The sequence below is a fragment of the Caenimonas aquaedulcis genome, assembly GCF_015831345.1.
In the GTDB taxonomy this organism is placed as follows: domain Bacteria; phylum Pseudomonadota; class Gammaproteobacteria; order Burkholderiales; family Burkholderiaceae_C; genus Ramlibacter; species Ramlibacter aquaedulcis.
The window spans coordinates 3,303,305-3,323,473 of sequence record NZ_JADWYS010000001.1; the positions used below are offsets into that span (position 1 = coordinate 3,303,305).

Here is a 20,169-nt window from a genome sequence, read left to right on the forward strand (position 1 = left end):
GGTCACAGGTCGTCGGCCGGGTCCGGCCGCGAGGAGGCGGCTTTCCGAAAAACGACTTCGCCGGTGGGTACGTGCACCACGCGGATTTCCTGGCCGCAGGGGCTGGTGACGCTCTTGGCGGCCATCGCCACGGCCAGCGACTGGTCGCTGAAGAAGTATTGTCGCAAGCCCTGGACCGGCAGCAGCCGGGCTGCAATGGGATGACTGCTCTCGACGCGGAAGTCTGCGGACGTCATGGGGAACCTCGCTTCTTGTCTCGCTCTTTTTGCTTTCGATTCGCACTGCCTGATCAGCCATCGTAGTCGCGGGATTTGACATTGCAGTGACGCCCTTGCAATGCGCGCGTGACAGCTGTAACCGGGTGCGTGGCACCAATTTACGGAACGGGCGGGGAGAAGCTGTAGGACGACACCCACAAAAAATGTAGGGTGCCCCAACGGGGAAGTTTGGTACCACCGACAGGAATCGAACCTGTATCTAGCGCTTAGGAGGCGCTCGTTCTATCCATTGAACTACGGCGGCGAGCGCGCCATTGTAAAGGGGGGTGGAGGGCTACTTCGACAGCAGCCGCATCGCTTCCTCGAGCCCCTTGATAGTGAGCGGATACATACGCTGGTTCATCAGCTGCTGGATGACGCTGATGCTCTGGCGGTATTGCCAGACGCCCTGGGGCTCGGGGTTGATCCAGGCGAACTTCGGGAAGGCGTTGGTCAGGCGCTGGATCCACTCCGCGCCGGCTTCCTCGTTGTTGTACTCCACGCTGCCGCCCGGCTGCAGGATCTCGTAGGGGCTCATCGTCGCGTCGCCCACGAAGATCAGCTTGTAGTCCTTGTTGTACTTGCGGATGATGTCCCAGGTCGCGAACTTCTCGGAAAAGCGGCGCCGGTTGTTCTTCCACATGAAGTCGTACACGCAGTTGTGGAAGTAATAGAACTCCAGGTGCTTGAACTCCGCCTTCGCCGCGGAGAACATTTCCTCCACGCGGTGGATGTGCTCGTCCATCGTGCCGCCGACGTCCATCAGCAGCAGGATCTTCACGTTGTTGTGGCGCTCGGGGACCATCTTGATGTCCAGCCAGCCGGCGTTCGCGGCAGTGGAGCGGATGGTGTCGTCCAGGTCCAGCTCGTCGGCCGAGCCTTCGCGCGCGAACTTGCGCAGGCGCCGCAAGGCGACCTTGATGTTGCGCGTGCCGAGCTCCTGGCTGTCGTCGTAATCCTTGTAGGCGCGCTGGTCCCAGACCTTCACCGCGCTCTTGTTGCGGCCCTTGTCCTGGCCGATGCGGATGCCCTGCGGATTGAAGCCGTACGCGCCGAAGGGCGAGGTGCCGCCGGTGCCGATCATCTTGCTGCCGCCCTCGTGGCGGTCCTTCTGTTCCTCGAAGCGCTTCTTCAGCGTTTCCATGAGCTCGTCCCAGCCCATCTTCTCGATCTTGGCTTTCTCCTCGGGCGAGAGTTCGAGCTCGAGGTTCTTGCGCAGCCATTCGAGCGGCACGTCCTTCGTGAAGTCGGCCACCATCTCCACGCCCTTGAAGTAGGCGGCGAAAGCGCGGTCGAACTTGTCGTAATGCTTCTCGTCCTTCACGAGCGCGGTGCGCGAGAGGTAGTAGAAGTCGTCCATGCTGTACGCGCCGTCGCTCTCAGGCCCGACGACGCCGGCCTGCAGCGCCTCGACGAGGGTGAGGTACTCCTTCACCGAGACGGGCAGCTTGGCGCTGCGCAACGTGTAGAAGAAATCGATCAGCATGGTGTGCCTACGAGGGGACGGTTTCCATTATCGGCGCCGACTGCTTCCCACGCACGAAGATCGTCCCGTGGCGCCGGGCGTAGGCGATCAAGGCGGCCGAGGCGATGACGCTGATCAGCACGGCCACGACGGACGCCTCGGCGCCGAAGCTGCCCCCGGACAGCCAGTCCGGGCCGGGGCGGGTGGAGACGAGAAAACCTTTCTCGCCGTTGCCCGAGACGGGAATCCCGAAGAGGGTGCCCTGCGAGAAGTTCCACGCCATGTGGATGCCCATCACGAGCGGCAGCGAGCGCGTCACGTGGTAGGCCAGTCCCAGCAACGCGCCCGCTTCGATCGCGATCGCCACGGAACTCCATACCGTGGCGCCGGGATTCATGATGTGAACGCCGCCGAAGAAGAGCGCCGAGACCAGGACGGCGGGCCAGGTGCCCAGGCCCTCCTCGGTGATGCGGAACAGCACCCCGCGAAACACGATTTCCTCGGCGATGGCGGTGCCCAGTCCGGCCAGGAGCAGGGGACGGACCCATTCCACCTCCGGGTTGGTGCCGGTCACCACGTAGCTGCCCACCAGCCAGAGCACCGCGACGACGCTGCTGATGAAGAGCAGTCCCGCGGCCAGGCCGATGGCCCCGTCGGGGATGACCTTGCGCCAGGCGATTTCGACGGGCCGCCGCTTCTCGATCACGTAGACGAGGAAGAGGTAGGCGCCCAGGAACGGGACCAGCTGCCGCAGGAAATACGATATGCGGCGCGCCATCACCGGCGCGCTCTTCTGGTCCAGCCCGAGCGCGGCGACGCCCAGGCTCATGAGGAACAGGATCGCCGCGGCGAGCAGGGCGAAGATCACGATGCGCGCCAGGGGCGAGTAGAGGGCGCGGCGCTTCCATTTCGGCGCGTCGGCGGGTGTCCGGTACGCAAGCATGGGTCAGCGCGGCCTGGCAAGCTGGTAATTCAGATGGGCCTTCACCTCGGGCCACTCGCCGGCGGTGAGGCTGTACATCACGGTGTCGCGCACCGTGCCGTCGCGGCGCGGCGCGTGGTGGCGCAGCACGCCGTCCTTCTTCGCGCCGAGCCGCTCGATCGCGCGCTGGCTCGCGAAGTTGTAGTTGTCGGTGCGCCAGCCCACGAGCTTCGCGCCCAGGGTCTCGAAGGCATGCGCCATCAGCAGCAGCTTGCAGCTCGTGTTCACGTGGCTGCGCTGCCAGCGCTTGCCGTACCAGGTGTAGCCGATCTCCAGGCGCTCGATCGGCGTGACGATGTCGTGGTAGCGCGTGGTGCCCGCGATGGTGCCGCTCGCGAGGTCGCGCACGACGAAGGGCAGCATGTGGCCGTCTTCCTGCCCCTTGAGCGCGGCGGCCACGTAAGCCTGCGCCTCGCCCGGCGCCGGGACGGAAGTGATGCGCAGGTTCCAGAGCTCGCCGTCGCGCGCCGCGGCCTCGAGCGCCTCCACGTGGCCGGGCGACATCGGCTCCAGCCGCACCAGCGGCGATTCGAGGGTGCAGGGTTGCGGCTTTTTCATCCGGAACGGTCCTTCCTTCGCGATGCGCGCCAGCGGCGCGCAAGTTGCACGCCGGCCCCGCCGCCGATCCCGCACAGGACGAGGCCGACGATGGCCCTGTCGCCCGCGGCCAGGGGATTGAAGCCGAAGAAGTCGCTCACCGCGTAGGCGATGAGCGCGCCGGTGACGAACCCGATCGCATCGGTCAGGCCTTCGGCCAGCAGCGGGTGCATCGCCACGTCAGCGGTTGTGGCGCTGCATGAAGACGAGCTTCTCGAAGAGCGTCACGTCCTGTTCGTTCTTCAGCAGCGCGCCGACGAGCGGCGGCACCGCGACCTTGTCGTCCTTGCTTTGCAGCGCTTCCAGCGGGATATCTTCCGCGACGAGCAGCTTGAGCCAGTCGAGGAGTTCGCTGGTGGATGGCTTCTTCTTCAGGCCGGGCAGGTTGCGCACGTCGTAGAAGGTCTTCATCGCCGAGGTGAGCAGCTCCTTCTTGAGGCCGGGGAAGTGCACGTCGACGATCTGCTTCATCGTGTCGGCGTCGGGGAACTTGATGTAGTGGAAGAAGCAGCGGCGCAGGAAGGCGTCCGGCAGTTCCTTCTCGTTGTTGGACGTGATGAACACGAGCGGCCGATGCTTCGCCCGCACGAGTTCGCGCGTCTCGTACACGTAGAACTCCATGCGGTCGAGCTCGCGCAGCAGGTCGTTGGGGAACTCGATGTCGGCCTTGTCGATCTCGTCGATCAGGAGCGCGACGGGCTGCTCCGAGGTGAAGGCCTGCCAAAGCACGCCCTTCACGATGTAGTTGTGGATGTCCTTCACCTTTTCGTCGCCGAGCTGCGAATCGCGCAGGCGGCTCACCGCGTCGTACTCGTACAGGCCCTGCTGCGCCTTGGTGGTGGACTTGATGTGCCACTGCAGGAGCGGCACGCCCAGCGCCTGGGCCACTTCCTCGGCCAGCATGGTCTTGCCGGTGCCGGGTTCGCCCTTGACGAGCAGGGGACGCTTGAGGGTGATGGCCGCGTTGACCGCCAGCATCAGGTCTTGCGTGGCGACGTAGTTCTGTGAGCCTTGGAACTTCATGGGGTGCTGCGGTGAATGCGCGGATGGCGCCGGATATAATCGAAGGTTGATCCGAGATCAGATACTTTCCTTGTGATTGTGCGCGCAAAATGAACAAGTTGTTGACCACGCTTTTCGCCCTGGCTGTCGCTTCCGTGACCGGCCTGGCCCTGGCCCAGGCGCCCGCCGCCGCACCGGCGGCATCGGCTGCCGCGGCGGCCCCCGCGGCTTCGGCGAAGGCCGCCGCCCCCGCGCCGATGGGCGCCAAGTCGCTGGAAGCCAAGACGGCCATGTGCTTCGGCTGCCACAACATCAAGGGCTACCAGGCGAGCTTCCCCGAAGTCCACAAGGTCCCGATGATCGCGGGCCAGAGCGCCAAGTACATCGTCTCGGCGCTCAAGGCGTACAAGGCCGGCGACCGCAAGCACCCGACCATGCGCGGCATCGCGACCACGCTGTCCGAGCAGGACATGAACGACATCGCGGCTTTCTACGAGGGCCTCGGCTCGGACGGCGCCAAGCTGCCGGAGGCGGCGAGCAAGTCGCCCGACCCTCAGGTGGCCGCCCTCCTGCAAAAGGCTGCCTGCGTCTCCTGCCACGGATCGAACTTCTCCAAGCCGATCGACGTGTACCCGAAGATCGCCGGCCAGCATCCGGATTACCTTTTCGTCGCGCTGAAGGCGTACAAGGCCGATGCGAACCGCGCCGTGGGGCGCAGCAACGGCGTCATGGGCGCGATCGCCAAGCAGTTCTCCAACGACGAGCTGAAAGCGCTCGCCAAGTACGTCGGCTCGCTGGACGGCGAACTGAAGGTGGTGCCCGAGCATCGCTTCAGGCACTAGGCTCTCGCAACCACGAAGAAAAAGGCCCGCATCGCGGGCCTTTTTTCATGCGTGCGCTTCCGGCTTACACGTCGAAGAACACGGTTTCCTGCGCGCCCTGCATGTGGATATCGAAGGTGTACACAGGAACGCCTCCCTTGTCCTGCCGCTGCGCGATCAGGGTAGAGCGGCGCTCGGCAGGAACGGATTGCAGGGCGGCGTCCGACGCATTCGCCTGTGCCTCGTCGCTGAAGTACACGCGGGTGAAGGCGTGGAGCAGCAGCCCGCGCATCAGGACGATCACGTTGATGTGCGGCGCCTGGCCCGGGCCTTCCGCGCCGGGCTTGACCGTCCGGAAGCGGAAGCGAAGCTCCGGATCCGTGCCCGTGCCCATGCGCCCGAAAGCGCGAAAGCCGCTGGCCTTCACGTCGGCGATTGCGGCGGGGTAGCGGCCCGCCGAGTCGGCCTGGCTGATCTCCACCATGGCATCCATGATCGGCTGTCCGTCGCCGTCGAGCACGCGGCCTTCCAGCACGATGTGCTGGCCCGGGGCCTCGGGCAGCGCCACGACGTCGTCGAAGGGCTGGCCGAAGTCATAGCCATACTGGCGCGCGGTCAGGCCGTACGCGAAGAAAGGGCCCACCGTCTGCGACGGCGTGGGCCCGAAATCGGCGGCCTGGCCGCTCATCATCGAAGGAGTTTTCATCAGCGGTTCTCGAAAGGGGTTTCATCGGCGCCGCGCAGCACCATGTCGAACACATAGCCGAGCGCGTAGCCTTCCTCGGTCACGTCGAGGCTGAAGTCCGCGATCAGGCGCCGGCGCAGCCGCTCGGGGGCGCTCATCACCATGGGGTCGTACTGGTGCAGCGGGTCACCGGGGAAGTACATCTGCGTGACCAGGCGGCTGGCGAAGTGCTGGCCGAACAGCGACAGGTGGATGTGCTGCGGACGCCACGCGTTGGGATGGTTGCCCCACGGATACGCGCCCGGCTTGATCGTGAGGAAGCGATAGCGGCCCTCGCTGTCCGTCATGCACCGGCCCGCGCCCAGGAAGTTGGGGTCCAGCGGCGCGTCGTGCTGGTCGGCCTTGTGCACGTAGCGGCCGCAGGCGTTGGCCTGCCACAGTTCGACGAGCGTGTTGGCGACGGGGCGGCGGCGATCGTCGAGCACCTGGCCCGTGAGCACCATGCGTTCGCCGATCGGTTCGCCATTGCGGCGCGCATTGCGCGTGAGGTCGTGGTCGAGCTCGCCGACCGCATCGTGGCCATACACCGGTTGGGCGATCTCGCCCGGGGCAGCCTTCAGCGGCACCAGCGGTTTCGTGGGCCCGCGTTTCACGGTGGACTTGTAACCCGGGTAGACGTAGGGCGGGTGGTTTTCCCAGCCGCGGGGGGAGAGGGTGGTGGTCATGCGGGCCACTATATGCATAAGCGGAAAGCAGGTAAATTGAATGTTTGGGAGTTTTCAATCACTTTGAGTAAATGACGCGTCCAGCCGTCCCTGCCTTGCCGTCCGGCTTTGCCCGCAATGTCCAGCTGCGCCACCTGCGTTGCCTGGTCGCCGTGGCGCAGGAGCGCAATCTCGCGCGGGCGGCGGAGCGGCTGGCGCTCAGCCAGCCCGCCGTATCGAAAACGCTCGCCGAACTCGAAGCCCTGTCGGGGCGGCGGCTGGTCGAGCGAGGGCGCAAGGGCGCCCGCCTCACCGCCGCCGGCGAAGACTTGCTCGCGCATGCCCTGCGCGTGCTCGACGCCGTCGGTGAAGCAGCCGAGAGCATGGAAGGCGGCACGCGTGCCGCGGGCGCGCGCCTGCGCCTGGGCGCACTGCCCAGCGTGGCGCCCGCATGGCTGCCGCGGGCCCTTGCCGCGTTCGGGCAGGCGCAACCGCAAGTGACGGTCACCTTGACCACCGCGCCGAATGCTCCGCTGCTGGAATCGCTGCGCTCGGGGCAGCTGGACGCCGTGCTGGGGCGCATCGCGGATCCCCAGCACATGGCGGGGCTGTCGTTCGAGCTCCTGCAGGCCGAATCGCTGGCGGTGGTCACCCGGCCCGGCCATCCCTTGGCGGGCCTGCCTGCCGCGTCGATCCATGCCGTACTGGAGTACCCACTCGTCGTGTACGGCGAGGGGACCATCCCGCGCCACAGCACCGACAGCTTCCTGTCGTCCTGGGGCCTGAAGTTGCCGGCGACGCGGCGGCTCGAAACACTGGACGTGGCCGTGGCGCGGCTCGTCGTGCGCGATTCCGACAGTGTGTGGTTCACCCCGCTCGGTGCGGCGGCCGACGACCTCGCGCAGGGAACGCTTGTTCGGCTGGCGCTGCCGACTCCCGGAACGGAAGAACCCGTGGGGTTGCTGGTGCGCAGCGATGCGGACCTGCCCGTGCATGCACGCGAATTCATCGCGCAGCTGCGGACCCTCGCAGGGCGCTCCCGCTAGTCCCGCGTCGCGCGCCGCTGCACGCAGGCGATGTAGGCATTGCCGTCCGGCGGCTTGCCCGAACGCTGGCTTTCCCAGAGCATCTGGCCCAGGCATTCCATCGCTTCATGATGCGCGTCATGCAGCGAATCGCGCCGGGCCGCCAGCAATTCCACCGCCTGGCGGATGCCGCGCGGCTGGTCGATGGAGCATTGTTCGCTGATCGACAGGTGCATGGACAGGTGCAGGAAGGGGTTGGTCTGCCCGTCCTGGCCGTCGTACTGGCGCGCCACCGCCGCATCGGCATCGACGAGGTCGGGATCGTATTCCGGATGCTCCTGCATCCACTGGCCGGCCAGCGCTTCCAGGGCGTCGAGCGGACTGCCTTCGCGGGTCTTCGCGCGCACGGCGCAGAAGAACCGCCGCACGTCCTCTTGCGATGGATTGAACATGCGGCCAGCGTAGCACGCACGTCAATTCCCTTGCGCCGCTCAGCTGGGCTGCGTGCCGAGCAGGTGCGAGATGGTCTGCGCCGCCTCGAGCAGCGCGGGAAGCATCGTCTCCTGCATGAGCTTGGGGCTGCTGCGGTTGGCCTGCCCGCTGATGTTGAGCGCGGCCACCATGCGGCCCGACCGGTTGGTGACCGGCGCCGCAATGGAGACGAGGCCTTCCTCCAGTTCCTGGTTGACCTGGCACCAGCCCTGCTTTCGCGCCTGTTGCACCTTGGCGAGAAGCGCGTCGACGTCCGTCAGCGTGTGCCGCGTGAGCTGGGAGCGCTTCGACGCACGCAGGCGGCGCACGGCTTCTTCGTCGGACAGCCCGGCCAGGAGCATGCGGCCCATCGACGTGCAGTACGCCGGCAGGCGCGAACCGACCCCGAGCCCGATGCTCATGATCTTCCGCGTGGGCACGCGCAGCACGTAGACGATGTCGTTGCCGTCCAGCGCCGCGGCCGAGCAGGATTCCTTTACCTGCTCGACCAGGGCTTCCATCACGGGCTCCGCCAGGTTCCAGATCGGCATCGAGGACAGGTACGCAAAGCCCAGGTCGAGGATGCGCGGCGTGAGCGAAAAGAGCTTGCCGTCGCTCTCCACGTAGCCCAGGGTCTGCAGGGTGAGCAGGATGCGCCGCGCGCCGGCGCGGGTGAGTCCGGCGCGCCCGGCGACTTCGGTCAGGGTTTGCCGCGGCGCGGCGGCGCTGAACGAGCGGATGACGTCCAGCCCGCGTGCGAACGACTGCACGTAGCTGTCGCCGGGCTTGAGCACGCCCTCGTTCTGGGAAATTGCCATGGGATGGATTTGGACCTAAAATTCAATAGACGAACAGTTGTTCACTATTAGAACAATCTGAGAGACAGTTGGCAAGCGCCGCGAGGCGCCTGCGCACACATTCTGGAAGACATCCGATGATCGACAAGATCGCCGCCTCCGTGGCCGAGGCGCTCGAAGGCATCGCCGACGGCGCCACCGTGATGATTGGCGGCTTCGGCACCGCCGGCATCCCCAACGAACTCATCGCCGGACTCATCGAGCAGGGCGCGCGCGAGCTCACCGTCGTGAACAACAACGCGGGCAACGGCGACCAGGGGCTGGCCGCGCTGCTCAAGGCCGGGCGCGTGCGCAAGATCATCTGCAGCTTTCCGCGCCAGGCCGACAGCTTCGTCTTCGACGAGCTGTACCGCAGCGGCAAGCTCGAGCTCGAGCTCGTGCCGCAGGGCAACCTCGCCGAGCGCATCCGCGCGGCCGGCGCCGGCATCGGCGCGTTCTTCTCGCCGACCGGCTACGGCACCGAGCTCGCGAAGGGCAAGGAAACGCGCGAGATCAACGGCAGGCCGTACGTGCTGGAGCACCCGATCTATGGCGACGTCGCGTTGATCAAGGCCGAACGGGGCGACCGCTGGGGCAACCTCACCTACCGCATGGCGGCGCGCAACTTCGGACCGGTGATGGCCATGGGCGCGAAGCGCACCATCGCGACCGTGCACGACATCGTCGAGCTCGGGCAGCTCGACCCGGAACACATCGTCACCCCCGGCATCTTCGTGAGCAGGATCGTCAAGGTCGCGCGCGTCGCGACGCAGGCCGGCGGTTTCAAGCAGGGAGCGACGGCATGAGCTATACGAAACGCACCAAGGACCAGCTCGCGCAGCGCGTGGCCCGCGACATCCACGACGGCGCCTATGTCAACCTGGGCATCGGCATGCCCACGCTCGTGGCCAACCACCTGCCGGCCGGCATCGAAGTGATCCTCCACAGCGAGAACGGCATCCTCGGCATGGGCCCCGCGCCCGCCGCGGGCCACGAGGACTACGACTTGATCAACGCCGGCAAGCAACCCGTCACGCTGCTGCCGGGCGGCGCCTTCTTCCACCACGCGGACAGCTTCGCGATGATGCGCGGCGGCCACCTGGACATCTGCGTGCTCGGCGCGTTCCAGGTGTCGGCCACCGGCGACCTGGCGAACTGGCACACCGGCGAGAAGGATGCGATCCCCGCGGTCGGCGGCGCGATGGACCTCGCGATCGGCGCCAAGCAGACCTGGGTGATGATGGACCTGCTCACCAAGAAGGGCGAGAGCAAGGTCGTCGCGACCTGCGGCTACCCGCTCACCGGCATCGCCTGCGTGAAGCGCATCTATTCGGACCTCGCCACGCTCGACTGCACGCCCCAGGGCCTGCGCCTGGTCGACAAGGTGGAGGGACTCGAACACGCGGAACTCGAACGCCTCGTCGGCCTGCCGATCGCGGCCTGATACGCCACCTGACATCCTGGAAAGCCACACCATGTCCCAGCAAGCCTTCATCTGCGACGCGATCCGCACGCCTTTCGGCCGCTACGGCGGCGCCCTGTCCTCCATCCGCACCGACGACCTCGGCGCGATCCCGCTGCGCGCGCTGATGGCGCGCAACCCGCGCGTCGACTGGCAGGCGGTGACCGACGTGATCTACGGCTGCGCCAACCAGGCCGGGGAGGACAACCGCAACGTCGCGCGCATGGCCAGCCTCCTCGCCGGCCTGCCGGTGGAGCTGCCCGGCGCGACCGTGAACCGCCTGTGCGGCTCCGGGCTCGACGCGGTGGGCACCGCCGCACGCGCCATCAAGGCCGGCGAAGCCACGATGATGATCGCGGGCGGCGTCGAGAGCATGAGCCGCGCGCCCTTCGTCATGCCCAAGGCCGAGAGCGCCTTCTCCCGCAACAACGCGGTGTATGACACCACCATCGGCTGGCGCTTCGTCAACAAGCTCATGAAGGAGATGCACGGCGTCGACTCCATGCCCGAGACCGCGGAGAACGTGGCCATCGATTACAGGATCGAGCGCGAGGCGCAGGACCGCATGGCGCTTGCGTCGCAGCTGAAGGCCGTCGCGGCGCAGCAGGCGGGCTTCTTCGATGGCGAGATCACGCCCGTCACCATCCCGCAGAAAAAGGGCGAGGCGATCGTCGTGGCGAAGGACGAACACCCGCGGGAGACGAGCATGGAGGCGCTGGCCAAACTGAAGGGCGTGGTGCGTCCCGATGGCACCGTGACGGCCGGCAACGCGAGCGGCGTGAACGACGGCGCTTGCGCATTGCTCATCGCCGATGAAGCGTCCGCCGCGAAATACGGGCTCACGCCGCGTGCGCGCATCGTGGGCATGGCCACCGCCGGCGTGCCGCCGCGCGTGATGGGCATCGGACCCGCGCCGGCCACGCAGAAGGTGCTGGCGCTCACCGGCATCACGCTGGACCAGCTGGACGTGATCGAACTGAACGAAGCCTTCGCGGCGCAAGGCCTGGCCGTCCTGCGCATGCTGGGCCTGAAGGACGACGACGCGCGTGTGAACCCGAACGGCGGCGCGATCGCGCTCGGACACCCGCTCGGCGCGTCGGGCGCACGCCTGGCCACCACCGCGGTGAACCAGCTGCACAAGGTCAAGGGCCGCTACGCGCTGTGCACCATGTGCATCGGCGTGGGGCAGGGCATCGCGGTGATCCTCGAACGCGTCTAGCGCAGGCGCATCGTCAGGCCCACGGGCGACATCGTGAACGCGAGGAGTTCCTCGGCTTCACCGCCGCCCGGCGCGTCCACGCCCTCGATGTCGAAGCGCGCCAGCAGCATCGCCATCGCCATCTTGATCTCCAGCATCGCGAGATAGCGACCCGGGCACACGCGCGGGCCGCTGCCGAACGGCATCGCGACGCGCTTGGCAGACGCGGGCGCCTGCTCGCCGGACCCCGCCTCCAGCCATCGTTCCGGGATGAATCGCGCGGGCTCGGGAAAGTGCCTGTCGTCCATGGTCGCGTGACGAAGCACGGACCAGATGAGGGTGTTCGCGGGCACCGCGACGCCGCCGACGACCGTGTCCTGCACGGCTTCGACGGGAAGGTTCGGCGCGACCGGCTTCAGGCGCATGGTCTCGTTCGCGCAGGCTTCCAGGTAGTCGAGCGACGCCATCTGCTCCGCCGTGAAGGCATGCGGGTCCGGCGCGAGGCGGCGCACCTCGTCGCGGGCGCGCTGCAGCGCCTGCGGGTTGCGATGCAGCAGGTGGATCATCCAGGCGAGCGTGTTGGCGGTGGTGTCTTCGCCCGCGAGCAGCATGGTCGTCACATTGCCGGCGACGTCCTTGTCGTCCAGCCCGCTGCCCGGTTCGTCGGCGGCGACGATCATCGCCTCCAGCAGGTTGGACGGCCGCTCGCGCAGCGCCGGGTCGACGCGCAGGCGTTCGCGCGCATGGGCGATGAACCCGTCGATGGCCAGGTTGATCTCCCGCACGCTCTCGTCGAGCTGGCGGTCCGCCGCGCGGCGCACGTAGCGCCAGTACGGGAACATCGAGAAGATGCGCCGGAACAACGCGGGGAAGATCTTGTCGAGGTGCCGCTGGATCACGTCGTCGTCGGACTCGAGCGTGTTCACGTCCGTGCCGAAGGCGAGGCCCGAGATCGTGTCGACCGTGTAGCGCATGAGGTCGGCCTGCAGGTCGATCGCCGCGCCTGCGCGTGCGGCCGCCTCCCAGCGGCCCTGCAGCCGCAAGGTGACCTTCTGGAGCGACGGAAAGTACGCGCGCACGTTGGCGGGCGAAAAGCTCGCCATCACCATACGGCGCTGGTTGCGCCAGAGCTCGCCCTCGGCCGCGAAGAGACCGGGCTTCAAGCCCATCTCCCTGGCGATGTCGCGGCTGCGATGCGGGCGGCGGAAGGCGTGCGGGCGTTCGCGCAGCACGCTCGTGATGACCTGGGGGTCCGAGAGGATCAGCATGCGGCGCGGACCGAGCTTGATGCGATACATCGGCCCGAACTCGCGCGCCCAGCGCTCGAGGTCCTGGTGGATGCGCGGCACGGTGACCTGCAGGCTGTTGCCCAGCACGGGAATGCCCGGCGGGCCCGGCAGGTCTTCGAAGCGGCGCCCGGCGGCGATGGCGGCGGGATCGCTCACGCGATGTGTTCCGTCTTCATGGTGATCTCCTCGTCGAACAGGCGCAGTGTAGGCTTTCCGCCGGCTGCGACAATCGGGCTGCCTTGAATTTTCCGCTCGTCACCGATCCGTTCTTCTACGCCGTCGCGATCCCCGCGGTGCTCCTTCTCGGGATCAGCAAGAGCGGGTTCGGCGCGGGGTTCGGCTCGCTCGCCGTGCCGCTGATGGCGCTGGCCGTCACCGTGCCGGAAGCCGCCGCGATGCTCATGCCGGTGTTGCTGCTGATGGACCTCATGAGCGTCACGGCCCTGCGCAAGGACGTGGACTGGCCGCTGATCAGGTTCCTGCTTCCCTTCGGCCTGCTCGGCACCGTCGTCGGCGCCTCGCTGTTCCGGGTGCTGGATCCGCGCGTGGTCGCCGGCATCGTCGGCGTGTTCACGCTGGTCTTCCTGGCGCAACGCCTGTTGTTCCCGCCCCGTCCCGACAGCGCCCCGCCACCGCGCTGGCTCGGCGCCATCCTCACGGTGGCGTCGGGCTTCACCAGTTTCATCTCGCATGCCGGAGGCCCGCCGCTCTCGGCTTATGCGATCCCGCTGAGGCTGCCTCCGCTCACCTTCGCCGCCACCTTCGCGGTGTTCTTCTTCGTCATCAACCTGAGCAAGTGGATTCCGTATGCGTGGCTCGGCCTGCTCGACACGCGCAACCTCGCGACCTCGCTGGCGCTGCTGCCTTTCGCGCCGATCGGCGTCATGATGGGCGTGCGCCTGGCGCGCCGCGTGAAGCCCGCGCTCTTCTACCGGCTCGTGTACCTCGGCATGTTCCTCACCGGCTGCAAGCTCGTGTGGGACGGATTCCTCGCGCGCTAGGCGCCCGGCCCGTGACGGTCGGTCACGTCGCGGTAGCTGGTGACGGTCCCCACGCGCTTGCCGCGCACGCGTTGCGGCATCACCCTGCACTGCAGCACGCGCCCGTCGGTCATGTGGACCAGGCTCGACTGCTCGCGCTCCGGCGACGCCTTGCACGCTTCGGCGAGCGCCAGGAAACCGGCGGGATCCTTCACCTGCGCGAGCTGCATCGCGAGCAGCGCGCTGTCGCTCAGCGTGGGCAATTTGTCGGGTGCGATCCGCCACATCTGCACGAAGCGCTCGTTGTAGTGCATCGCGCGGCCGAAGTGGCCCATCGCGATGATGCCGTCGGTGGTGGCGTCGAGCGTTGCCAGCAGCAGGGCCACGGCGGCGCGCGCCTCCGTCAACTCCTGCGTCCGGCCTTCCAGGGTCCGGGCGGTCGTGCTCAGCTTGCGTGCAACAGCGGCACTCTCGCGGCGCAGTTCGGACAGTTCACGCGTGAGGCGGTTGACGAGGTCGGGGAGCACCTCGGTCCGTTCGACGAGCTCATTCATGCGACGGCCTCCTCGCGCGCTGCCGCCGGGTCCCGCACGAGGAAGGCGCGCAATCCGCCCAGCAGTTCCTGCAGGGGTGCTTCGAGCTGCGCCAGCAGCGCCTCGATCTCCCCCGCGGCGCGGCGGTCGTGCAACGCCGACTCCAGCGCGGCCGCGCGATCCTGGACGGTCGTCGCGCCGATGGTGCCGGCCACGGCCTTGGCCGTGTGCGCCAGCCGCTCGGCCGTTGGGAAGTCCCCCGTTGCCAGGGCTTGCCGCAGGTCGCGCACGAGTGGCGCCTGTCCCGCGAGGTAACGGTGGAGCATCGCGATGTAGAGCGGCTTCTTGCCCAGCATGCGCGACAGCCCGGCGCGCGTGTCCAGCCCGGCGATGCCGTCCGGCAAGTCGTTGTCCGCGGCGCGCGGCGAGGAGGCGGCCGGACGCGCAACAGGGGTGGACGCGCCGGGCCGCGCGCGGCCCGGCCGCGCCCAGCGAAGCAGCACCGCGGTGAGTTCCTCGGGGTCGATCGGCTTCACCACGAAGTCGTTCATGCCGGCGTCGCGGCACTTGCGCCTGTCCTGCTCCATCGCATTCGCGGTCATCGCGACGACGGGCAATGCGGACAGGCGCTCGATTCTGCGGATCGCCACCGTCGCGGTGACGCCGTCCATCACCGGCATCTGCATGTCCATGAAGACGATGTCGTAGGACGTCTGCTGCACCGCGCGCAGGGCTTCCAGCCCGTTCTCGGCGACGTCCACGACGAGGCCGGCTTCCTCGAGCAGTTCGCGCGCGACCTGCTGGTTGATGTCGTTGTCTTCCACCAGCAGGGCACGCGCCCCGCGGACCGGCGCGAGGCGCAGGTCCTTGACGGCGCCGCCGGCGGGCGCGAGCGGCACGCGGTTGCCGCCCAGCACGCCGACGGTGGTGTCGAACAGCACCGACGGGCTCACGGGCTTCACGAGCACGGTCTGGATGCCGGCGGACTCGGCTTCCTTCAGGACTTCCTCGCGGCCGTACGCCGTGACCATCAGGAACATCGGCGGCGAAGCGAGGCCGAGCGCGCGTATCCGGCGTGCGGTTTCCATGCCGTCCAGGCCCGGCATGCGCCAGTCGAGGTACACGACGTCGTAGGGCTTTCCGCCGCGGGCCGCATCTTGCACCATGTCCACGGCTTTGGCTCCGGAGGCGGCTTCTTCCACGAGGAACGTCATGCCCTGGAGCATGTCCACGATGGATGCCCTTGCGTGCGCGTTGTCGTCCACCACCAGTGCGCGGCGCCCGCGCAGGTCCGGGTTCGGCACGAACTCGCGCCTGACCGCCGTCCCGATGCCCAGGCGCGCGCTGAACCAGAAACAGCTTCCCTTGCCATGCTCGCTTTCCACGCCGACGTCCCCACCCAGCAGCTGTGCGAGCTTTTTGGAGATGGCAAGGCCGAGGCCCGTGCCGCCGAAGCGGCGCGTGGTGGAGGTGTCGGCCTGCGAGAAGCTCTGGAACAGGCGGGACGCCTGCTCCGGGGTGAGGCCGATGCCCGTGTCCTGCACGCGAAAATGCAGCAGCACGTGCGAGGCGGTGCGCTCGCTCGCGCGGATGGAGACCACGATCTCACCCTTGTCGGTGAACTTGACCGCGTTGTTCGCGTAGTTGAGCAGGATCTGCCCGAGGCGAAGCGAATCGCCCACCAGGTTGGCCGGGACGTCGGGCGCGACGTCGAACACCAGCTCCAGTCCTTTCGCGTGGCACTTCTCGCTGATCAGGCTGCTCGTGTTGTCCAGCAGGCGGTCGAGCTCGAAGTCCGTGTTCTCGAGATCGAGCTTGCCGGCCTCCACCTTGGAGAAGTCCAGGATGTCGTTGATCACGCCCAGCAGGTGCTGGCCCGATGTCTGTACCTTGGCGATGTAGTCGCGCTGGCGCTGCGACAGGTCGGTTTTCAGCACGAGGTGCGACAGGCCGATGATGGCGTTCATCGGCGTGCGGATCTCGTGGCTCATGTTCGCGAGGAAGTCCGACTTCATGCGCGTCGCCTCCTCGGCGATCTCCTTGGCACGGCGCACCTCCTCCTCGACCTTGCGCCGCTCGGTGATGTTGCGGCAGATGCCGAGCAGGCCCTGGCGCTCGCCGTACTCGTCCCACAGCGGCGAGACGAGCGTGTCGTACAGGGCCATCTGGCCGTCAGGCATGCGCAGCCAGTGCTCGGCCGACTGTTCGCGCTCCATGCGGATCGACAGGTCGTCGCGCGCCTCCATCGCCTCGGCCGTGTCGGCATCGAAGAGGTCGCGGCACGTGTGGCCGCGGATGTCCGCGACCGGCCGGCCCACCACCGCCGCGTAAGCCGTGTTGCAGCCGATGTAGCGCCCTTCGCGGTCCTTGTAGAAGATCAGGTCGGAGATCGAATTGATCAGCGACTCCAGGGTCGCGTCCTGCCGCTTTTTCGCCTGCTCCGCCGCCTTCTGCTCCGTGACGTCCTTGACCGTGACGATGTAGACGGCGCGGTCCGCATGTTCCGTGAGGAAGATCGCGAGGTCCACGTCGCGCAGGCTGCCGTCCTTGCGGCGGTGGCGGCTGGAGATCTCCACCGAACCCTGGCCGGAGGCCAGCGCCGCCACGACGCGCCGGTCTTCCTCGGCGCCATAGAACGGATCGAAATCCGGTACGCGCATGGCCAGCAGCTCGGACCTGGCATAGCCCAGGTGGCGGCAGGCAGCGGGGTTGACGTACGCGATCGTCTGGCTGTCGCGGTCCACCCAGAACATCGGGCCGGAATTCTCGAGTACCTGCTGGTTGAACAGCATCTTTTCCTCGTAGCGCAGCCGCTGCGTCACGTCGCGGAAGGTGATCACGCTGCCGATGCATTTGCCATGGCTTCTCTGGGGCACCACGTGGCGCTCCAGCACCCGGCCGTCCTTCAATTCGATGAGGCTCAGGTCTTCGGCATGAGGATTGGCGCGACGCCGCTGCACGTGCGCGAGGTATTCCTGCGGCTCGCGTACCTGGCTGGCCATGAACTCGGCCAGGGCCTGGCTGTCCAGCTCGCCCAGCCGCTCCTCGGGCACGTGCCACAACTGCGCGAAGCGGATGTTGAAGTAGACCGATTCGTCCGCGTATTTCAACGAGAGGATGCCGTCGCTGGTGGCATCGAGCGTTGACACCAGCATCTCGTAGGCATGGTGCTGACGCGCCAGCTCCTCCTGCGGGGCAGGTTCGTAGCCGGTCGCGGCCGGCGGTTCGGAGAGGTCCTGGGCACGGTCCATGAAGGTCTCTGGCGCGTTGGGAAGCTGCCATGAGACCATCGGCGCCCCCTCGGGGCTTAAGCAAAATGCCTAGCGGCGCTAGTGATTTGGCGCAGGGCCCCGGGCGTCAGTCGCCGCCGGCGGCGTCTTCGCTGCCCCAGCCGGCGGGCCGCGACCGGCTCTCGATGCGGCGTTTCTCGCGCTCGGCGCGTTCCTGCGCCATCTGCTCCTCCAGCTGCGCGCGGCCCTGCTTGATGACCGCGATCAGCTTCGCGCGGTCCTTGCGGTGCGGATACATCTGCTCGAAGAGTTCCAGGTTGTGGCGGCGAAAGCGCATCGCGTGGGCGCGCGCCTCGTGCGGCGCGTAGCCGAGCGCCTCCAGCACCGACCGGGCGCTGCGCAGGCTGGACTCGAACAGTTCCCGCTCGACATGCATCACGCCGCGGTCGCGCAATTCGTTCCAGTGCGTCACGTCCTTGGCCCGCACGATCAGTTCGAGGTGCGGGAAGTGTTCGCGCGCGAGATCGACGATGGCGAGCGACTGCTCCTTGTCGTCGACGGCGATCATGAGGATCTTCGCCGTCTCCGCGCCCGCGGTGCGCAGCAGGTCCAGGCGCGTGGCGTCGCCGTAGAAGACCTTGTAGCCGAAGGACCGCGCGGCCTCGATCATGTCCGCATCGTGGTCCAGCACCGTCGCGCCGAGGCCTTGCGCGCCCAGCAGGCGCCCGATGATCTGGCCGTAGCGCCCGAAGCCCGCGATGATGATGGGCGCGTGCTGCTGCTCGCTGATCTCCGCGAGCTTCGGCACGTTGCAGTTGGCCCAGCGGGGCAGCAGCAGCTTGTCCACGGCGACAAGGATGACGGGGCTGAGCAGCATCGAAACCGCCACGGCGCCGATCAGAAGCGACGAGGTTTCGGGGGCGATCACGCCGGCGCCCGTCGCCGCCTGGAAGACCACGAAGGCGAATTCGCCGCCCTGCGCGAGCAGCAGCGTGAACACCGGCCGCTCCTGCATCGGCAGGTCCATCAGCCGGGACAGCGTGTAGATCACCGCGGCCTTGATGGCCAGGAAGCCGATCACGACCGCCGCCATCAGGCCGGGCGAGCGCATCAACACGCCGAAGTCGATGCTCATGCCGACGGCAATGAAGAAGAGGCCCAGCAGCAGGCCCTTGAAGGGCTCGATGTCCGTTTCGAGTTCGCGGCGGTATTCGCTTTCCGCGAGCAGCACGCCCGCGAGGAACGCACCCAATGCCATCGACAGTCCCACGAGTTGCATCAGCGCCGCGATGGCGACGACGAGCAGGAGCGAGGCGGCGGTGAAGATCTCCGGCGTCTTGCTCTTGGCGATCCAGCGCAGAAGGGGGCGCAGCAGCAGCCGGCCGCCCAGCACGATGCCGCCGATCACGGCAACGATCTTCGCGGCTTCCAGCCAGCGGTTGGCGTCCGCCGCGTCGTTGTCCGCGACACCGCCCAGGAGGGGCAGGAGCGCCAGGATGGGAATGGCGGCGACGTCCTGGAACAGGAGGATGGAAAAGCCCGACTGCCCGCTGGAGGTCGGCAGCAGGTTGCGCTCGCCCATCACCTGCAGCGCGATCGCGGTGGAGGAGAGCGCCAGCCCGAGCGCAGCGACGAGGCTCACGCGCCACGTCTGGCCGGCCAGCATCGCGGCGACGCACAAAAGCGCGGCGCAACCGAGCACCTGCGCGCTTCCCCAGCCGAAGATCGGGCGGCGCAGGCTCCACAGGCGCCGCGGCTCCAGTTCCAGGCCCACGAGGAACAGCATCAGCACCACGCCGAATTCCGCAAAGTGGAGGATGTCGGGCGCGTTGGTGACGAGCGCGAGGCCCCAGGGGCCGATCGCGATGCCCGCCGCGAGGTAGCCGATGATCGAGCCCAGCCCGAGCGCGCGCGACAGGGGAACGGCGAACACCGCCGCGCCGAGATAGATCAGGCTGTTGGTCAGCCAGGCGGGTGCGTGTTCCATCAGCGTGTCCCGGGAGAATTGCCGGGGCGGTCCGTCAGGGGCACCACGCAGGCGGGGCATTGTTCGAGATCGTCCAGCTCCGGCCACTGCGGATAGGTGCGCAGGCGATCCGCGAACACCTGCGCGTGATCGGCGATCTCCTGTTCGCTCGCCCGGTTCGCGCCGTGCAGCATCAGCGGCGGCAGGAAGCGCATGCCGCACAGCGCGGCCGTCTGTTCGTAGGGCGGCAGGAACGCGTCGAAGAAGTAGCGGTTGTAGCTTTGCGGGTGGTAGGAGCTCTCGGGCCCGCCGGTGGTGGCCACCAGCCACACGTCCTTGCCTTGCAGCACGCCGCCGTTGGCGCCGTACGCCCACCCGTAGGTGAGTACTTCGTCCAGCCACAGCTTGAAGAGGGCGGGCATGGAGTACCACTGGATCGGGTGCAGGAGCACGACCAGCGTGGCCGCTTCGACGGCACGCTGCTCCGCCGGGACGTCGATGTCGTAGTCGGGGTAGAGCGCATAGAGATCCCTCACCTGGACGCCCGGAACGCCGGCCGCGGCCGCGACCAGGCGGGCGTTCACCCGCGACTCGCGCCAGTTGGGGTGCGCCGCGAGGATCAGGACACCTGAGGATTGCCCGTCTGTCGTCATCTCATCCATATCT

At 67.6% G+C, this 20,169-nt stretch carries 21 protein-coding genes and 1 tRNA gene; 6 read left to right on the forward strand and 16 right to left on the reverse strand.

Going from position 1 to position 20,169, the window contains the following annotated elements; translation table 11 throughout:
- Nucleotides 1–2: 2 nt before the first annotated feature.
- The 7 genes from I5803_RS15815 to I5803_RS15845 form a co-directional block, all read right to left on the reverse strand.
- Entirely contained in the window at nt 3–236 is a 234-nt protein-coding gene (locus I5803_RS15815) for a hypothetical protein (RefSeq protein WP_196987294.1), read from the reverse strand.
- A gap of 211 nt (nt 237–447) precedes the next feature.
- Nucleotides 448–522: transfer RNA gene (locus I5803_RS15820), tRNA-Arg, on the reverse strand.
- Nucleotides 523–552: 30 nt separating this feature from the next.
- Entirely contained in the window at nt 553–1,743 is a 1,191-nt protein-coding gene (locus I5803_RS15825; protein WP_196987295.1) for a vWA domain-containing protein, read from the reverse strand.
- Between the two features lie 7 nt (nt 1,744–1,750).
- Nucleotides 1,751–2,665, reverse strand: a complete 915-nt coding sequence (locus I5803_RS15830) for a CPBP family intramembrane glutamic endopeptidase (RefSeq protein ID WP_196987296.1) — start codon at nt 2,663–2,665, stop codon at nt 1,751–1,753.
- 3 nt (nt 2,666–2,668) lie between these two features.
- Complete coding sequence (locus tag I5803_RS15835) at nt 2,669–3,262, reverse strand: GNAT family N-acetyltransferase (RefSeq protein WP_196987297.1); 594 nt, start codon at nt 3,260–3,262, stop codon at nt 2,669–2,671.
- Nucleotides 3,259–3,474 carry a hypothetical protein gene (locus I5803_RS15840; protein ID WP_196988582.1) on the reverse strand — a complete coding sequence of 72 codons (216 nt, stop codon included), beginning with the start codon at nt 3,472–3,474 and terminating at the stop codon, nt 3,259–3,261. The genes I5803_RS15835 and I5803_RS15840 overlap by 4 nt, the downstream gene beginning before the upstream one ends.
- Nucleotides 3,475–3,481: 7 nt before the next feature.
- Nucleotides 3,482–4,324: an AAA family ATPase gene (locus tag I5803_RS15845; RefSeq protein WP_196987298.1), complete on the reverse strand. Its 843-nt coding sequence runs from the start codon at nt 4,322–4,324 to the stop codon at nt 3,482–3,484.
- Nucleotides 4,325–4,413: 89 nt separating this feature from the next.
- On the opposite strand from I5803_RS15845, the gene I5803_RS15850 reads away from it, so the two are divergent.
- Nucleotides 4,414–5,145, forward strand: coding sequence for a c-type cytochrome (locus I5803_RS15850; protein ID WP_196987299.1), 732 nt, complete (start codon nt 4,414–4,416; stop codon nt 5,143–5,145).
- 64 nt (nt 5,146–5,209) lie between these two features.
- On the opposite strand, the gene pcaG is transcribed toward I5803_RS15850, so the two are convergent.
- Nucleotides 5,210–5,830, reverse strand: coding sequence for a protocatechuate 3,4-dioxygenase subunit alpha (gene pcaG / locus I5803_RS15855; protein ID WP_231402431.1), 621 nt, complete (start codon nt 5,828–5,830; stop codon nt 5,210–5,212).
- Nucleotides 5,830–6,534, reverse strand: a complete 705-nt coding sequence (gene pcaH, locus I5803_RS15860) for a protocatechuate 3,4-dioxygenase subunit beta (protein WP_196987300.1) — start codon at nt 6,532–6,534, stop codon at nt 5,830–5,832. Before pcaH ends, pcaG begins: the two co-directional genes overlap by 1 nt.
- Before the next feature lie 71 nt (nt 6,535–6,605).
- Between pcaH and I5803_RS15865 the strand changes: the two genes are divergently transcribed.
- Entirely contained in the window at nt 6,606–7,559 is a 954-nt protein-coding gene (locus I5803_RS15865) for a LysR substrate-binding domain-containing protein (RefSeq protein WP_196987301.1), read from the forward strand.
- Here the strand turns inward: I5803_RS15865 and I5803_RS15870 are convergent.
- Nucleotides 7,556–7,990, reverse strand: coding sequence for a DUF1841 family protein (locus I5803_RS15870; RefSeq protein ID WP_196987302.1), 435 nt, complete (start codon nt 7,988–7,990; stop codon nt 7,556–7,558). The two genes, I5803_RS15865 and I5803_RS15870, sit on opposite strands and share 4 nt — an antisense overlap.
- A 39-nt stretch (nt 7,991–8,029) precedes the next feature.
- Entirely contained in the window at nt 8,030–8,827 is a 798-nt protein-coding gene (locus I5803_RS15875) for an IclR family transcriptional regulator (protein WP_196987303.1), read from the reverse strand.
- Nucleotides 8,828–8,943: 116 nt separating this feature from the next.
- Here I5803_RS15875 and I5803_RS15880 point away from each other — a divergent pair, with 116 nt between their 5' ends.
- From I5803_RS15880 to pcaF, 3 genes are read left to right on the forward strand one after another with little or no spacing between them, the layout of a single operon-like run.
- Nucleotides 8,944–9,651 carry a 3-oxoacid CoA-transferase subunit A gene (locus I5803_RS15880; protein WP_196987304.1) on the forward strand — a complete coding sequence of 236 codons (708 nt, stop codon included), beginning with the start codon at nt 8,944–8,946 and terminating at the stop codon, nt 9,649–9,651.
- Complete coding sequence (locus tag I5803_RS15885; RefSeq protein ID WP_196987305.1) at nt 9,648–10,289, forward strand: 3-oxoacid CoA-transferase subunit B; 642 nt, start codon at nt 9,648–9,650, stop codon at nt 10,287–10,289. Before I5803_RS15880 ends, I5803_RS15885 begins: the two co-directional genes overlap by 4 nt.
- A gap of 31 nt (nt 10,290–10,320) precedes the next feature.
- Nucleotides 10,321–11,526, forward strand: coding sequence for a 3-oxoadipyl-CoA thiolase (gene pcaF / locus I5803_RS15890; protein ID WP_196987306.1), 1,206 nt, complete (start codon nt 10,321–10,323; stop codon nt 11,524–11,526).
- On the opposite strand, the gene I5803_RS15895 is transcribed toward pcaF, so the two are convergent.
- Nucleotides 11,523–12,950, reverse strand: coding sequence for a cytochrome P450 (locus I5803_RS15895; protein ID WP_196987307.1), 1,428 nt, complete (start codon nt 12,948–12,950; stop codon nt 11,523–11,525). The genes pcaF and I5803_RS15895 overlap by 4 nt on opposite strands.
- 83 nt (nt 12,951–13,033) lie before the next feature.
- On the opposite strand from I5803_RS15895, the gene I5803_RS15900 reads away from it, so the two are divergent.
- Nucleotides 13,034–13,795, forward strand: a complete 762-nt coding sequence (locus tag I5803_RS15900; protein WP_196987308.1) for a sulfite exporter TauE/SafE family protein — start codon at nt 13,034–13,036, stop codon at nt 13,793–13,795.
- On the opposite strand, the gene I5803_RS15905 is transcribed toward I5803_RS15900, so the two are convergent.
- From I5803_RS15905 to kefF, 4 genes are all read right to left on the reverse strand, one after another.
- Nucleotides 13,792–14,328 carry a PAS domain-containing protein gene (locus I5803_RS15905; RefSeq protein ID WP_196987309.1) on the reverse strand — a complete coding sequence of 179 codons (537 nt, stop codon included), beginning with the start codon at nt 14,326–14,328 and terminating at the stop codon, nt 13,792–13,794. The genes I5803_RS15900 and I5803_RS15905 overlap by 4 nt on opposite strands.
- A complete protein-coding gene (locus I5803_RS15910; RefSeq protein ID WP_196987310.1) occupies nt 14,325–17,558 on the reverse strand; it encodes a response regulator in 3,234 nt (1,077 codons plus the stop codon). Before I5803_RS15910 ends, I5803_RS15905 begins: the two co-directional genes overlap by 4 nt.
- Before the next feature lie 106 nt (nt 17,559–17,664).
- The gene (gene kefC, locus I5803_RS15915; protein ID WP_196987311.1) at nt 17,665–19,524 is read right to left on the reverse strand and encodes a glutathione-regulated potassium-efflux system protein KefC; all 1,860 of its coding nucleotides are present in this window, start codon (nt 19,522–19,524) and stop codon (nt 17,665–17,667) included.
- Nucleotides 19,524–20,165: a glutathione-regulated potassium-efflux system oxidoreductase KefF gene (kefF, locus tag I5803_RS15920; protein ID WP_435520858.1), complete on the reverse strand. Its 642-nt coding sequence runs from the start codon at nt 20,163–20,165 to the stop codon at nt 19,524–19,526. The genes kefC and kefF overlap by 1 nt, the downstream gene beginning before the upstream one ends.
- Between the last annotated feature and the right edge of the window lie 4 nt (nt 20,166–20,169).